15 protein-coding genes are annotated in these 13,665 nt (G+C 60.6%); 11 read left to right on the forward strand and 4 right to left on the reverse strand.

The features are described 5' to 3' along the window. Positions 1 to 19: 19 nt before the first annotated feature. The 7 genes from M0639_RS06335 to M0639_RS06360 all read left to right on the forward strand — a co-directional run bounded on the left by M0639_RS06335 (position 20) and on the right by M0639_RS06360 (position 2,703). On the forward strand, positions 20 to 199 hold the full coding sequence (locus tag M0639_RS06335; RefSeq protein WP_003943629.1) for a hypothetical protein: 180 nt from the start codon (positions 20 to 22) through the stop codon (positions 197 to 199). Beyond that, on the forward strand, positions 192 to 584 hold the full coding sequence (locus M0639_RS06340; protein WP_064074610.1) for an Asp23/Gls24 family envelope stress response protein: 393 nt from the start codon (positions 192 to 194) through the stop codon (positions 582 to 584). The genes M0639_RS06335 and M0639_RS06340 overlap by 8 nt, the downstream gene beginning before the upstream one ends. After that, complete coding sequence (locus tag M0639_RS06345) at positions 581 to 1,150, forward strand: DUF6286 domain-containing protein (RefSeq protein ID WP_019747451.1); 570 nt, start codon at positions 581 to 583, stop codon at positions 1,148 to 1,150. The genes M0639_RS06340 and M0639_RS06345 overlap by 4 nt, the downstream gene beginning before the upstream one ends. Further along, complete coding sequence (locus tag M0639_RS06350) at positions 1,147 to 1,731, forward strand: hypothetical protein (protein ID WP_063314883.1); 585 nt, start codon at positions 1,147 to 1,149, stop codon at positions 1,729 to 1,731. Before M0639_RS06345 ends, M0639_RS06350 begins: the two co-directional genes overlap by 4 nt. A gap of 64 nt (positions 1,732 to 1,795) precedes the next feature. Beyond that, positions 1,796 to 1,918, forward strand: a complete 123-nt coding sequence (locus M0639_RS34915; RefSeq protein WP_003943707.1) for a hypothetical protein — start codon at positions 1,796 to 1,798, stop codon at positions 1,916 to 1,918. Between the two features lie 222 nt (positions 1,919 to 2,140). Beyond that, positions 2,141 to 2,404, forward strand: a complete 264-nt coding sequence (locus tag M0639_RS06355; protein WP_003943661.1) for a GlsB/YeaQ/YmgE family stress response membrane protein — start codon at positions 2,141 to 2,143, stop codon at positions 2,402 to 2,404. Positions 2,405 to 2,505: 101 nt separating this feature from the next. Beyond that, positions 2,506 to 2,703, forward strand: a complete 198-nt coding sequence (locus tag M0639_RS06360) for a CsbD family protein (protein WP_007726588.1) — start codon at positions 2,506 to 2,508, stop codon at positions 2,701 to 2,703. A 33-nt stretch (positions 2,704 to 2,736) separates the two neighbouring features. Here M0639_RS06360 and M0639_RS06365 read toward each other — a convergent pair whose 3' ends face one another. Beyond that, the gene (locus M0639_RS06365) at positions 2,737 to 3,459 is read right to left on the reverse strand and encodes a hypothetical protein (RefSeq protein WP_064074611.1); all 723 of its coding nucleotides are present in this window, start codon (positions 3,457 to 3,459) and stop codon (positions 2,737 to 2,739) included. Positions 3,460 to 3,765: 306 nt separating this feature from the next. On the opposite strand from M0639_RS06365, the gene M0639_RS06370 reads away from it, so the two are divergent. From M0639_RS06370 to M0639_RS06385, 4 genes are all read left to right on the forward strand, one after another. Further along, positions 3,766 to 5,727, forward strand: coding sequence for a hypothetical protein (locus M0639_RS06370; protein WP_064074612.1), 1,962 nt, complete (start codon positions 3,766 to 3,768; stop codon positions 5,725 to 5,727). After that, positions 5,724 to 7,457: an ArnT family glycosyltransferase gene (locus tag M0639_RS06375; protein WP_058038945.1), complete on the forward strand. Its 1,734-nt coding sequence runs from the start codon at positions 5,724 to 5,726 to the stop codon at positions 7,455 to 7,457. Before M0639_RS06370 ends, M0639_RS06375 begins: the two co-directional genes overlap by 4 nt. A 46-nt stretch (positions 7,458 to 7,503) precedes the next feature. Further along, positions 7,504 to 8,652, forward strand: coding sequence for a cellulase family glycosylhydrolase (locus tag M0639_RS06380; RefSeq protein WP_064074613.1), 1,149 nt, complete (start codon positions 7,504 to 7,506; stop codon positions 8,650 to 8,652). Between the two features lie 571 nt (positions 8,653 to 9,223). Continuing rightward, positions 9,224 to 10,147: a UTP--glucose-1-phosphate uridylyltransferase gene (locus M0639_RS06385; protein ID WP_007726597.1), complete on the forward strand. Its 924-nt coding sequence runs from the start codon at positions 9,224 to 9,226 to the stop codon at positions 10,145 to 10,147. Here the strand turns inward: M0639_RS06385 and M0639_RS06390 are convergent. The 3 genes from M0639_RS06390 to M0639_RS06400 all read right to left on the reverse strand — a co-directional run bounded on the left by M0639_RS06390 (position 10,141) and on the right by M0639_RS06400 (position 13,664). Then, positions 10,141 to 10,467, reverse strand: coding sequence for a helix-turn-helix domain-containing protein (locus M0639_RS06390; RefSeq protein ID WP_228232489.1), 327 nt, complete (start codon positions 10,465 to 10,467; stop codon positions 10,141 to 10,143). The genes M0639_RS06385 and M0639_RS06390 overlap by 7 nt on opposite strands. 261 nt (positions 10,468 to 10,728) lie before the next feature. After that, the gene (locus M0639_RS06395) at positions 10,729 to 12,201 is read right to left on the reverse strand and encodes a glycosyltransferase (RefSeq protein ID WP_003943718.1); all 1,473 of its coding nucleotides are present in this window, start codon (positions 12,199 to 12,201) and stop codon (positions 10,729 to 10,731) included. Next, positions 12,195 to 13,664, reverse strand: a complete 1,470-nt coding sequence (locus M0639_RS06400) for a hypothetical protein (protein WP_231915219.1) — start codon at positions 13,662 to 13,664, stop codon at positions 12,195 to 12,197. The genes M0639_RS06395 and M0639_RS06400 overlap by 7 nt, the downstream gene beginning before the upstream one ends. Position 13,665 lies beyond the last annotated feature (1 nt).

Below are 13,665 nucleotides of genomic sequence, written 5' to 3' on the forward strand. Positions count from 1 at the left end.
TCCACAACGGAGGATTCACATGACCACCTCGACTGTCGGCCTACTGGCAGGACTACTTCTCGGAGTCGCAGCTGCTGCAGGCGGTTTCACCGGATTCCTCATCGCTCTGGTTCTCGGTGTGATCGGATACCTCGTCGGTGGTCAGCGTGACGGCGAGTTCGATCTCGGTGTGATGCTGAAGGGTCGCGGACGTGGCTGAGACAGCTCGACCGGAGTCGTCTGTGCTTGGTGAGCCGGGCGATCGCGGAACGCTGACGATTCGAGACAGAGTCGCGCAGAAGTTGGTTCTCGAGGCGACGCGCGGAACCCCGGGGGTGCGCCATCACGCCGCCGGCATGGACAAACTGACCGGGCGCGAATTGCCGAGGGCGCGAGTGCTGGTATCCGGCAAGCGGGTACGGGCCAAGGTGGACATCGCGATCGAGTGGCCCGGATCCTTGTCGGTCATCGGTACCGCGGTGCGAGAGAACGTGACAACCCAGTTGCAGTCTGTATCGGGCCTGGACGTAGACGGCGTGGACGTGGCGATCGTGAGCGTTCTCCCGGCATCGACCACGCGTGACGCGGGAAGCAAAGTGCGATGACCGCCGACAAGGTCGCACCACCCACTGCCTCGAGGGCTGCTGCTCCTGTTCCCCTTGCGGCGCCCGGATCGGCCGTCACGGGATTCCTCATCGCCGCGGCGCTACTTGCGCTCGGCGTGGTCGGCGTCCGCGACGCGCTGGTGGATACCGGCGTGATCACCGGGTCGCAGTGGATACCAAGTGCTGCCGCATATGTGGACGGGCTCGCGTACCAGGGTTGGATGTTGCCGGCGGGGATCGCAGCCGTCGTTCTCGGCCTGTGGTTCGTCATCCTCGGACTCAAACCGCGACGAAAGACTGCCAATGCCTTGGTCGGAGTCGCGAATACGTGGATCGATCCCGCCGATGTAGCGGCGATAGCGTCTGTTCGCGTCGAGTCACTGGCCCAGGTTCGATCCGCTTCGTCACACGCGACCCGGCGCAAGCTGGAAGTGAAGGCCTCGGTCACGCCCGATGGAGCCGCCACCGCTGAATCGGAAATCCGTGCGGTGCTGGGGGACTTGGCCGGGTCGCTGTCACCATCGCCGCGAATCAAGGTTCGTATCCAGACGGGATCGCTGTCATGACTCGGACGGCGACGGCGATGGATCGCGTGGCGACATGCGTCGTGGGGATGCTCGCGATAGCGGTGGGAGTTGCAGCGATCCTGTGGAATCGCGACGTGATCAAGGATTTCCCGGCGCGTATCGAGATCCCGTGGGCTGAAGATCTTGTCGATCACTCGTGGTGGCCATGGGCTGTCGGAGCTGGGGGAGTACTGCTAGTCCTCCTCGCGTTGCGGTGGTTGATCGCGCATGTGCCGCTGCGTCGGGTGAAGGAGATCGCCGTCCATGGGTCGAACTCACACAATTCCATCACCGCGGATCTGGGTGCGGTGGCGGAAGGGGCGAGCGCATCACTGGAGGACTTCGACGAAGTGTCGCGTGTCCGAGGAAAAGCGTTGCTCGATCGTGGAGTTCGCACGATCGATTTGCGAGTGACTTTGAGACGTAGCGTCGTATCCGGATCGGAAACGTTGTCCGAGCTGATTTCTCGCGTCACCGACACGGGGGATCAAGTCGCTGCGGTGGTCGGTGATCCATCCGTCGCGACCAGAACTCACATCGCCGTGGAAAGCGCGAAACGCGATGAGCCGAGAACTCTCTGATCAATCGAGGTTTGAGCCTCCCGACGGCCGGGTATTGGTAGACCTCCCGATCGTGCACAGAGTCATGGATGTTGCTGTGGCACTGTGCGTCACGGTGCTCCTGGCGACCGTGACCTCGATGGCGATCGCGATCGTCGTGACGCTGATCATGTGTGCGTCGGTGAGTGTCGTTTCTCGTATGTGGTGAATCGCCAGTCATTTTGGTTCTGTCGTGAACACCTGATAGAAAGGTAAGCAGACAATGTGGCTGCTACTGAGTGCACGATCCCCCGCGTCGTGCGGTGGAGAGTCCGGTTGTGTGCAAACACTACCCGCGATCACGGTCTAGTTGCGCGGGCCGATCGCTCGGAACTCTCCCTTTACCGGCAGTCTCTCATTGCGCCGCCCCTCTTTACTCTAAGGAGTCCAAATGCTTCCTCTCGGTATCATCGCCTGGATCATCATCGGTGGACTGGCGGGTTGGATCGGCAGTAAGATCATGAAAACCGATGCGCAGCAGGGGATCTTCCTCAACATCGTTGTCGGTGTCATCGGCGGTCTGATCGGTGGTTTCCTGCTTCGAGTCTTCGGCGTCGATGTCGAGGGCGCGGGCTGGATCTTCAGCTTCCTCACTTGCCTCCTCGGCGCTGTCATCTTGCTGTTCCTGGTCAAGGCAGTCACCGGAAAACGCTGACACGCATTTGTCCACGCAGTTCGAGTTCGACTGAATCCACGACCGAATTCCACGGCCGAACGCACGACCGAATCCACACCGAATTCAAGAAGGAGAAATACATGTCTGACTTCATCGACAAGGCAAAGCACCGCGCTGAGGATCTCATCGGCGAGGCGAAGGAAAAGTTCGGAAACGCCACGGGCAACGATGATCTGGCTGCCGAGGGTGTTGCCGATCAGGGCGAGGCGAAGGTCAAGAAGGCCGGAGACACTGTCAGTGACAAGGTCTCGGATATCAAGGACAAGTTCACAAGCTGAGTGAGCTTCGGCGCGGTTGATCGGCAAGTCCGGTCAACCGCGCTTTTGTGTGTCTCCTCGGCCGTTGCGGCTACCGCGATACACGAACTTGCGCGTTTCTGCGAGCCACTCCGGAAGCATGCGCATGTGGGCCGGCCTGTTCAGAATCGGATCGAAGGACGGCTGGAGGCAATCCGGGTGGTCCTCGACCTCGTCGAGACAGAGATGCCCGATCGGTATCAACTGAAGTTGAATTCTCGCGAGGTACACGGAGAAGTGCAGCGGGGAATGATCGACCGCAGCTTTCAATGCAGACAAAGAAGTGCCGGCCGGATGGACACCGCGCGGTGTCACGATCAGCCACGCCGCGGCACCGCCCGCGCGTGAGTAAGGAACCAGTGTGCTGTATCTCGCGCCGTTCCACGAGAAAGCCGGAGCTGGAAACATTTTCGAGAAGGTAGAAAGTCCTGATGTTGCGAGAAGAATGTCCCACGGGTTTTCATCTGCGCCGACATCGTGCAACCGAAGCGCCAGGCCGAGTACGTCGGGTAGGTCTCCGGGTGTTCCGAGGGCTTTCGACATTCGAGCGGTGACGGTAATCGTCGACGACTCCGATACCGGCCACCATGGGGTGGCCGGCTTCAATGTTCCCTTCAGTTCGATCCCGTGAGGGTGAAAAACCCTGGCCATGCGCAGCGATGATGCGAAGTGGAACGGCGCACCGACCAGCTTTCCGATCGCACTCTTGCCGGCGGGGATGATCGAATTGATCGTCACAGCTTCCTTTATCTGAGAATTCTCCGCCCGTGAAGCGCCCGGACTGGACGGACGTTCAGGCGTATTGACGGGCTTTTCAGTGGCGTCTTTCGACTTCCCGGTGGTGGTGATTGCTAATCATGTGACATGCCGTAACAAAAGTCTCGCCCGCCGGGATAATTAGCCAAACGCATAAATTGGTCGTTATGGTTTGTTTGTCCGTAACGGTGCGATCGGACCTGCGACCGTCGCGAACTGGCGAGATTGCTACTCGTGATTTGTGTTTGGTGATTGCGCGGAAACAAGAAATGTCGAGGAGACACGCTGATGGGCCACTCTCGAACCTGGCTGACGCGCGCGCTGGCAATGCCGGTGGCTGTCGCGGTCACTTTGTTGCTTCCGCTCGGGAGTGTCGCCTCCGCCCAGGATTTCGAGGACGACGCAGATACTTCGGTGGCCGCCGCAGCCACAACTCCGATCTCCTTCACCGAACTCGGACGAGGAACAGACATCGTGTTCTCCTCCGATGACGCACCCGTCTTGGTGACCGTGCCGGTGCCGGACGGACTCACCGCAACAGCCGTGACCGGAATCCTGACCGCCCCGACCGACTTCAGTAGGGGTTGGCTCGAAGTGACTGCGGACGGCAGATTGGTGAGCCGCGTCGACTTCGACGCCGGGCAGGCCGGAACCGGCCTACCGATTTCGGTTCCGTTGCAAGGTCTCGAAGTGGTCGACCGGAGCGTGACCGTGTCGATGATCGCTCACCTCGTTCCCGTCGACGACCGCTGCTACGACCGAACGAGATACCAGCCCCTTGCGCTCCGGGATGCCTTTGTCGCCTACGACGGTGCCGAGCAGCAGCCCACGACTGTTGCAACCTTCTTTCCGCCGATTTTGAGGAAGGCAACCATCTACGTCACGGATGGTTCGTCACGGTCACAGCAGAGTGCGGCTCTGCAGCTGAGTGCAGCGATTGTCAACAAGTACGGAAGTCAGCCTGACGCCGTGGTGGTGGAGCAACTGCCGAACGGCCAGAGTCTGCCGTCCGCTGAGCCGGGACTTTTCGAGAGAGCTGTAGTGCTCGGCAACAGTGGGGACGCCGGCATCGATCTCGCGGCTGCTCCGAGTGCTGCACCAGTGCTGCGAATTTCAGGGGACGACAAGACCCTCGTTCCTCAGGTCAGTCTGTTGGCGGCGAACTTCGACGGTTACTGGGCGGCGAGCAGGGCGCTCGCGTCACCGGACAACACAGTTGCCCAGATTTCCCAGGACGCCATCACCGTCGGTGAGCTGAAGCTCGGAACGTTGACGGCTTCCGGTCTCAATCACATCGAGGTCGACGTCCCGTTCAGCCAGTCGCAACTGGGGCGTCCGATGAAGGACGTGTCGATCCGAATGATCGGTTCCTATGTACCGCTGCCGAATTCACGCAACGGAGAACTGTCGATTTCGCTGGGGGACTCACGGCTTGCTTCGCAGACGGTGAACGAGACAGGGCGCTTCGACATCGGCGTCGATGTTCCGAACGAACTCCTGCGTCGTGACCTGACCTTCGAGGTCTCGATGGATGTGACCGGCGACTTCCAATGCGGCACCAGTAGCCCGTCTTCGCTCACTGTCGATCCGGCAAGCACCATCACGTCCACTACCGGATTCCCGCCGACGCCTGGAGGATTCCAGGCATTACCGCAGTCGATGCTGCCCACACTCGATGTCGGTTTGAGTCACGGTGATTTCGCAGATCTCGTTCGCGCGCAGCGCCTCGTTGTGGCGATGCAGCGGTTGAGCTATCTGCCGCTGCAACCGCGTGTGCTCCCGTTCGGCGACGCGGCGACCAGTTCGCTGCCGGCGTTGTTGATCGCGGCGGACGGGAAGCTTCCCACTCCGGTGGCTCTACCCATGGACACAGCAGATCAAGGGCTCCTGCGCTTGCAGGGTCTGGAATTCGGTGGACAATACGGTGCCTTGCAGGTGGTTTCGGGTTCGCACAACGAAGTGGTGGCGCTGACCTCTGAGGGTGATGCGGCCGATGCCGACGGTCTGCTCAACTGGTTGGAAGGTGGGAAGGACCGGTTCGCAGAACTGACCGGCGATCTCCTGGTCGCGCCTCGGGGAAGTGAGCCCTTCGATGTCGGAGTCAACGTCGCCCCGTTGGGCACCGCGACCTCGGCCGAAGAGGAGACCGGACTGAGCGCGGTCACGATCGGCTGGATCGGATTCGGGACCGTGGTTCTGATCGCTGTTGCCGTCGGTGGTGTGCTCGTGGCTCGGCGTCGCGGACAGTGACCGTCACCGATCGCCCGGGCCTGTCCGTCGCGGTCCACGATCTACCGGGCCGCAAGCCATGGCGGATGTTCGTCGCGCTCTTCGCGATCTACACCGCGTTGGGCGTGTGGATGAACGCGGGTATCGGGTTCATCTTCACCGATTCGCTCAGCCGCGTCGCCGCGGTGTCGGCGATGCTGCTCAGCCGTGATCCGCACTTCGCGGCGATCGGGTTCGTGTTCACCCCGTTGACGGCGGCAGTCCAGATTCCGATGGGCCTGATGGGTCATTGGTGGCCGGATCTGCTGCGGTGGAACATCACTGCGGTCGTGATGTCCGCGGCCTTCATGGCTGGTGCTGTGATTCAGGTACGTGGGATCAGCCGCGACCGTGGGTGTGCGCGATGGGTCACCGTCGTCCTGACCGTGCTGTTCGCTGTCAACCCGATGATCGTCATGTACGCGGCGAGCGGAATGAGCGAAGCTCCGTTCCTCTTCTTCGTTCTGTGGGCGACACGTCGATTGATTCGGTGGATGCGAAGCGACGACGTACACGACCTCATCGGTGCCGGCCTCGCTTTCGCTCTGGCGTACCTCACCAGATACGACGCATTGGCCCCGCTGTTCGTCGCGGTGGTGCTGGTGACCGTGGTGAGTTGGCTTCGTTTCCGCCCGACTGCTGAGGAGCGCGGCGAGGGCGCGGGGCCTGGCTTGCGGCTCTGGGCAGCAGCCCTCGACGGTGCCGTAGTGCTGATGCCGGGATTCCTTGCCTTCGCCTTGTGGTCGTTTGCCAGTTGGCTCATCACAGGTCAAGCGTTCCAACAGTTCTCGTCGGTCTACGGGAACAGTTCCATCCTGGAGCAGGCTGGTGCCGGAACCGACTCACCGATCGCCCGTCTTGCGTTCTCGATTACCGAAATGGCCGTACTCGGCCCGGCGCTCCCGGTGCTCGCGGTCCTTGCAATCATCTACGCACTTCGGCGGCGCGACACCGAAGTGGTCGTGCCTCTTGTGTTGTTCGGCGCCATCCTCGGTGCCCAAACCTTGCTCTACGTGATGGGATCGACGTTTCCCCTTCTGCGCTTCTACATTTCGATCATTCCGCTGTGTTTCGTGTTGGTCGTCCTGATCGCACCTCGAGGTGCGCCGGTCGTCACGCGTCGACCGGGGGCTGCTGCGTCACGTTCGGTATCGACGTACCCCGAGCAGTCGGGACCCTCTCTGCCCCTTGTGATCTCTCTGTGCTTGCTGGTCGGGTCGACGCTGGTCACGTTTGTCGCGATGGGTAATGCGCGGATCGCAGTGCTCGAGCATTCCATTGCCAGTGCGATCATTCCGGGCCGGCAGAACCTGGAGGAGCAGACGAATCTGCGCACGTTTGCGGCCGAGCGTCGCATCGCCAGATACCTGGACGACTTGGCTCTGCCGGAGGGGTCGGTTCTGCTCGACACCGTGCAGAGCTATGCCGTCGTGGCGTCGTCGAACAACCCTCGGCAATTCGTCGTGCCTTCCGATGCGGACTTCGTGCGCGTACTGAACAACCCCGCCGAACATCACGTCGAATACATCCTGTCGGTGCCGAACACCGGTCGCGGTGTGTCGGACGCGGTCAATCGGCGCTATCCGACGATGTACGACACCGGGGCCGGCGGTGTGGGAGCGCTGGTACTCGAGGTTCCCAACGACGGCGGCATGGACCCTTCGGCCTGGCGTTTGTATCGCGTCACCGGTGAACGGCAAACGGGTCGATGAGGCAATTCGTGTGGGAGGATTGTCCGTATGACGTGGATGGTTGTAGATGTCTTCTGAAGAAGTGCGTCCGCGTGTGCGTGGCACAGTGCGTCGCCGCATCGCTGCCGCTGTAGTCAGCTTCGCAACCGTCGCGGTGGTGACAGGAATGTTCACGACGCCGGTGGTTGCCGATTCGCCCAAGACGGTTCGGGTGGGAGCGTCGTCGAGCGGACTGACGCTCGACGGACAACCATGGTGGCCTACCGGGCTGAATGCTTATCAACTGGCCACTGATTGGTCGGTGAACTTCGGCTGTGGCGCCATGGTCGATCTCGATGCCTACTTCAGTTCTCTGCCACCGAACTCCGTCACGCGTTTCAACGCGTTCCAGGCGCTCGCGGTGAACAAGGTGTCCGGGGAGATGGATTTCGGCCCGATGGACGCGGTGTTCGACGCTGCGGCGCGACACAACCAGTTCACGATTCCGGTGCTCTCACCCCAGGACAGCGGGTGTGATGACGGGCTGTTCAAATCCAAGGACTGGTACACCGAAGAGTGGAAGGTCGCGAACCTGATCCCAGGTCGAGCCACCATGAGCTTCCAGGACTGGATGCACACCGCCGTCGACCGTTGGAAGAACGAGCCTTCCGTCGCGGCGTGGGAATTGGTGGGGGAGCCGGAACCGAGCCTGTGTACCGATGCCGCCTGCAATTGGTGGACAAGAACGTGCCCGTCTGATTCCGCGCAGGTGTTGCGGGAGTTCTTCGACACGGCAGGCGCCGAACTTCGGGCGATCGATCCGAACATCCTGATCACGGCCGGATACGTCGGGGGCGGTCAGTGCGGCACTGCGGGTGACGACTACCAATACGTGAGCGAGTCCGACTTCGTCGACGTTCTGCAGTATCACGACTACGGAGCAGACGGGGTTCCGCTTCCGGGCGACCAGTGGAACGGACTGGCGCGTCGCATCGAACAGGCCGCGAACGTCGGGAAGCCGTTGTTGGTCGCCGAGACAGGCGAATTGGCAGGCAGTTGTGAATCACTGGCGACCAGAGCCACGAATATCGAGACGAAGCTGACGGGGCAGAAGGTGGCCGGTACGGCCGGAGCTCTCCTGTGGGCATTCGTGCCGGATCCACGGCCGAACGAATGCACGATGGATATCGGGCCTGACGATCCACTCTTCGACGTGATTGCTTCACTGGCAAGTTAGGACACTGCGAGTAGTCCACTGGGAGTTCCGCCCAGTGGGAGTATGGTCACGATTTGATAACAACCTGAACCTGGTGTTGCGGCGTGATGATCGTATTTCGTTCGTATTCAATGGTATTCAGTGGCATTCACCTGTGGATAACCGAACTTGAAGGCTGGTGAAGTCGCACGGGACCATCGATGCGACGCCTCCAGGACCTACGTCCGGGTCGGCTGGGGACGGTCCGGTTGAGGCGCTGAGTTCGGAAGTTGTGTCGTACCTGTCTCTTTGGTCAGTTGCTACGTCCCGCCGTGGTCAACGTCGAAATACGATCACAACCGTTCGCCGCGGTAACGGGTAGTGCGCGGAGTGCGGCGCGCCCCTCGTGGAAGTGACATCGAGGGGTGGTGTGTAGCTCTCGCGCGCAACGAATTCCGAGTTCGAGTCAACTTGCGGCGGCATCGGCCGCCCGGTAGACCTTGTGCGCAGGCTGTACATGCGGTGTGAGCTTCGGTCGTCGAAATGAGGGGACGACCGCTGCATGCGCGTAACGGTAAGTGTGTGAAACATCGCGTGAGCGGAGAGGTGAACGATGACTGGGTGCGCTGAACGGCCTTTCAAGACTGCTGTGGTTCCGGCTGCCGGAATGGGGACTCGTTTCCTCCCGGCCACCAAGACGGTTCCGAAAGAGTTGCTCCCCGTGGTCGATACACCCGGGATCGAGCTGGTCGCCAGCGAAGCGGCGCAAGCAGGCGCGGAACGTCTGGTGATCGTCACTGCGCCGGGCAAGGCATCGGTCGTCGGGCATTTCGTCGAGGACCTGGTGCTCGAGGGCAAGCTCGCCGCCAGCGGGAAGCACCATCTACTCGAACGTGTGCGTCGGGCTCCGGGCCTGATCTCGGTGGAGCCGGTTGTGCAAGAGTCTCCGCTGGGATTGGGACACGCTGTCGGTCTGGTCGAATCGGTGCTGGATGCGGACGAGGACTCGTTCGCGGTGCTGCTTCCCGACGATCTGGTCCACCCCTGCGGCATTCTCGACGCGATGGCGAAGGTACGTGCCGAGCGTGGTGGTTCTGTGCTGTGCGCGTTCGACGTCGCGCCCGATCGTGTTGGGGCCTACGGAGTATTCGACGTCCAAACACCTGTGGAGGGCAGCGATCCCGATGTGCTTGCCGTCATCGGCATGGTCGAGAAGCCGGCTCCTGAGGATGCTCCGTCCACTCTCGCCGCGGCCGGACGATACCTTCTCGATCGCGCCGTGTTCGACGCGCTCAGACGAATCTCACCCGGGCAGGGTGGCGAACTACAACTGACGGATGCGATAGCGCTGTTGATCGCGGAGGGGCATCCGGTTCACGTCGTCGTCCATCACGGAACCCGCCACGATCTTGGTAACCCGGGAGGCTTTCTGCGAGCATCTCTCGACCATGCGCTCAGTCGCACCGAGTACGGACCGGAGTTGCGAGTCTGGCTCAAGGAACGATTGGATCAGCCGGATCCGCAGCTGACCTACTGACTTGCAAGGCTATGCGACGCGGAGCGTCTCGCCAGCTCATCGAGGAGATCTTGCGTGCTGAGCGACGACAGCGAAATCGGCTTGTCGTCCAGACCCGACTCGTCAGGTGTCATGTAGCCCGCCGCGACAAGAATTTCCTGGACGTGGACGTCGAAGACGCGGCAAGCAGTTCTGATCGTGTCCTGCGTGGGGGGGCGTTTCGCGGACAGCCACCGACCGAGTTCGGAGGGGCGTATTCCCAGCGCACGCGCAGCATCGGCTACGTCAGTTTCTTGGCGAAGTTCCAGTTGATGCTTCACCCATTCCGAAAAACCGCTCATACCGGTCATAGTGCCTGAGTGCTGCGCGGTAAGCCAGCGCCGTCTCGACACGTAAGGCGCTCGACGGCTGATCTGTGATCATTCGGCAACCAATCACCGCAGTTCTCGCGTACCGGTAGTTAAGTTTTGTGACTGGATTGTGTGTTTACCGCAACCATCTAGCTGTGCGTTTTCCGGTGAAACCCGAAATCGGGTGAAATTGTGGGTGAGGCGGATCAGTAGACATAACTCACACCTGTGTAGAACGTGAGGGTTGCGTTGTCACGTGTTCAGACCGTGGAAGGTTTTTTCCCAGTAGGACGGGTTGCGAATCAATTGGTAGGTCCCCTTGATCGCCGCGATGCTCATCAGCACCCAATACAACGGAGCAGTCAGACAGGCGAGGAGGAGCATCGCGTTTCGCGTTTCTCGGCACGCCACGAGGTTCATGTAGAGAACAGCGGCATTACCGAATGCCAGAGAGATCAACGCGGGGAAATAGACATAGTTGGGGAAGACCTGGTGGATCACTTCAGGTTGTCCGAGAATCCAGTCCAGACTGATGAGCCAGAACACCATGTTCAAAGTGGCGACCAAAGGTGTGCCGGCCATGAGAATCGTGAATCGGAGAAAGCCGATCGGACCCAATCCTCGCCATAATTTGACGGGTTGGCGCATGTGGACGAGCCACGTCTGCAAATAGCCCTTGTACCAACGCGAGCGCTGTCTGATCCAGTTGATCGTGTCACTGTTGGCTTCTTCGAGCGTGGTGGAATTCAAGACCGCGGTGCGATATCCGCTCTCTGCAATCCGCACGCCGAGGTCCGCATCCTCCGTGACATTGAAAGGATCCCACGCCCCGATCTCGTCGAGGACGCTACGGCGTAGGTGATTCGAGGTGCCGCCGAGAGGAATCGGTGAATTGCTCCGCATCAATCCAGGAAGGATGAAGCTGAACCACAGCGCGTAATCGGCGGTGAACCACGCGGTCAACAGGTTCTGAGTTCCGTTGTGGAATGCAAGTTTGGCCTGAACACAAGCAGTGTTCTCGGGAAGTTTCGCGAAAGTTGCGACTACTCGACGTAATTGGAGTGGGTCGGGGGAATCCTCGGCGTCGTAGATCGTGACGATCTCGCCCGTCGAGAAATGCAGACCGTAGTTGCATGCTTTCGGTTTGGTTCGTGGATCGGCCGCGGGCACCTTCAGAATGCTGACGACCTCGTCCACACCGGCGGCAAGTGCAGCTTCGATAGTGACGGCGTCGTCTTCCTCCAGTAGGAGAAGGACTTGCATCTTGTCTGCCGGATACTCGATCGCTCGCATGGCTGCGATGAGGTCGCCGACGACTTCAGGCTCGTTGTATGCGGGGACCAGAATGGTATAGGTGGGAAGGTCGTCGTATGAAAGAGCAAGTGCCTCTTCGTCACTGATCGTCATGATCGAGGACGCATCGAGACCCCTCGTGAACAAGATCAGACGGTCGACCATCGCCCAGATGTATCCAATGGTGCAGATCAATGTCAGCGCGATGAGAGTCGGGACGAGGAAGAACACGAGGCTGACGACGACCAGCGCAAAGCCTGCCAACAACGTATTTCGCTGCCACGGATAGAAGGCCACGGAGGCGGATGAGATCGGATGGCGCTCGCGTAGACCGTTCACTGCATCGTGCAGGGCGGCCTCGCGGTACTCCGCTGTATCCGGGTCACCGCTGACCACGACACTGTTGGACTGGCTTCGGTTTTCGTTCACCACGTCTGAGCCTCCACGAGTAGTCGAGCGAGTGCTTCGAGCATGTCCAGGTCCTTGTACTCGGATTCGGTGTCTTCGGTCGAGGTTTCACCACGCAGTAGAACGGCGAGGGTATTGCTACCGTTGGACGCCATCGACGGCTTCGGTTCGGGGAAGTAGGCGTCGGGTTCGTGATTGTCGACGCTGATCAGGCTGACTCGTTGCGCGGCTCCGTCGCCCCGCGTCCAGACGAAATTGAGATTGCTCCATGTGAGAAGGAGAGCGTCGTCGACGATCGTGTACATCTCGGCGACGATCCCGTGCGGCAGCTCCAGCGTGACCGTCGGGCTGACTCTCGCGTTCTCCAGGTCGTAGGTGGTCTTGCTGGGATACACGGCGAGCGTGGAGGGTCGACGGACCTGGACGACGTCAATCTGTACCGTGCGAGGCCGCATCTGTGAGTCCCAAGCGGGATTCGGAGTGTCGGCCCGAATGGTCTGACGACTCAGCTCGGAGGTGCTGCCGAAGTAGCGACGGGGCCAGTCGTATTCGGATGCTCCAATCTGATGCCAGCCCAGTGGAACGACAAGTCGAGGATCCGCAGTAGCCGGGGGCGGACCGACGTTGACGGTCAAACTTGTCGATGGCAACGGTGTGAAGAACATCAGCACTGCGGCGGCAAACACCGCGAGGATGGTCCAATTGCTTGTGGCTGTCGAAGGCTTTCGGAGTGGTCGGTCGAACGGTTTGAGCGACTTACCCCGGCGTTCGTACAGATAGAAGGCGCCGCCGACGACGATTGCGGTTCCGAGTGCGGGAAACAACTGCACGGCGAAAAGCGGAGCAGTGGGATACTTCTGAATCGTGATGTAGAGAATCACCACACCGAGCAGCGTTGCGGCGACGAAGGCGATCGCCCCTCGCCTCCACGTTCTACTGACGGCGATCGTGGTCGCGGCAGACGCGACAAGCACCATGAGGACGCTGTAGTCGAAACGAGTCCCGCCCAATTCGGTTGCGATGGCGCGGTAATGCAGCGGCGCCAAGATGATCGGGACCACCCAGATTGCCCAGTACCGATTGACCGGACGGAGGCCGAACATCAGAACCGCTGCGCTCCAGACGAATACCCACGCTGCAATGACGTCGATATGCATCAGTTCGTAGGTCTCGGCGAAACGCGGTAGCAGGAGCGCTTGAAGTCCCAACGCGACGAAGAGACCGATGCAGCCGACTATCTTGTCGGTCTCACGGTCGTGAATCGGAAGCTCCGGGCCGCGCCTCAAGTCTGTTCCGACGGCTGCAACCAGGCACAAGAGCGGTAGAGCGAAGACGTAGCCGATGGCAGTTCCGCTGGCCGTGCTCTGCCAAAGCTTGGTCCAGGTGGGCCAAAATGCAAAGATCGTGGCGAGCGCGATCATCAACCACCGCACTGCGAGTCGAGGAATGATCCCGGACTCGGAGCGGATCTCACGAATCTTCAACATT

It is taken from the genome of Rhodococcus qingshengii JCM 15477 (assembly GCF_023221595.1).
GTDB lineage: Bacteria > Actinomycetota > Actinomycetes > Mycobacteriales > Mycobacteriaceae > Rhodococcus_F > Rhodococcus_F qingshengii.

What these genes read in the sequence shown, in the direction of transcription:
- M0639_RS06390 (WP_228232489.1), bottom strand. Translation starts at nt 10,467, where the DNA reads ATGAGCGGTTTTTCGGAATGGGTGAAGCATCAACTGGAACTTCGCCAA.
- M0639_RS06360 (WP_007726588.1), top strand. Translation starts at nt 2,506, where the DNA reads ATGTCTGACTTCATCGACAAGGCAAAGCACCGCGCTGAGGATCTCATC.
- M0639_RS06400 (WP_231915219.1), bottom strand. Translation starts at nt 13,664, where the DNA reads ATGTTGAAGATTCGTGAGATCCGCTCCGAGTCCGGGATCATTCCTCGA.
- M0639_RS06380 (WP_064074613.1), top strand. Translation starts at nt 7,504, where the DNA reads ATGTCTTCTGAAGAAGTGCGTCCGCGTGTGCGTGGCACAGTGCGTCGC.
- M0639_RS06350 (WP_063314883.1), top strand. Translation starts at nt 1,147, where the DNA reads ATGACTCGGACGGCGACGGCGATGGATCGCGTGGCGACATGCGTCGTG.
- M0639_RS06355 (WP_003943661.1), top strand. Translation starts at nt 2,141, where the DNA reads ATGCTTCCTCTCGGTATCATCGCCTGGATCATCATCGGTGGACTGGCG.
- M0639_RS34915 (WP_003943707.1), top strand. Translation starts at nt 1,796, where the DNA reads ATGGATGTTGCTGTGGCACTGTGCGTCACGGTGCTCCTGGCGACCGTG.
- M0639_RS06385 (WP_007726597.1), top strand. Translation starts at nt 9,224, where the DNA reads ATGACTGGGTGCGCTGAACGGCCTTTCAAGACTGCTGTGGTTCCGGCT.
- M0639_RS06335 (WP_003943629.1), top strand. Translation starts at nt 20, where the DNA reads ATGACCACCTCGACTGTCGGCCTACTGGCAGGACTACTTCTCGGAGTC.
- M0639_RS06345 (WP_019747451.1), top strand. Translation starts at nt 581, where the DNA reads ATGACCGCCGACAAGGTCGCACCACCCACTGCCTCGAGGGCTGCTGCT.
- M0639_RS06370 (WP_064074612.1), top strand. Translation starts at nt 3,766, where the DNA reads ATGGGCCACTCTCGAACCTGGCTGACGCGCGCGCTGGCAATGCCGGTG.